The organism is Herbaspirillum sp. UBA812 (genome assembly GCF_002296545.1).
Classification (GTDB): domain Bacteria; phylum Pseudomonadota; class Gammaproteobacteria; order Burkholderiales; family Burkholderiaceae_D; genus Herbaspirillum; species Herbaspirillum huttiense.
Map to the genome: position 1 here is coordinate 3,187 of NZ_DBIC01000199.1, position 216 is coordinate 3,402.

General features: G+C 66.7%; 1 pseudogene. It reads left to right on the plus strand.

Annotation, left to right across the window (positions count from 1 at the left end):
- Positions 1–216, plus strand: a pseudogene (locus tag B3873_RS13280) (acyl-CoA dehydrogenase); the annotation flags it as partial.

Sequence of the window (216 nt, forward strand, 5' to 3'; positions counted from 1 at the left end):
TGATGCCGATGATCGCCTGCAAGATGCGGCCGCTGCCGCCGCCCGCGCCAAGATCACGGTGGACCGCATTGCCCATCACGCCGCCACGGCGCTGTTCGATATCGCCGGGGCCTCGGCCACGCTCGCCCAGTTCAACCTGGATCGCCACTGGCGCAACATCCGTACCATCTCCACCCACAACCCGACCTCGCACAAGGCCTATGCGCTGGGCAACCT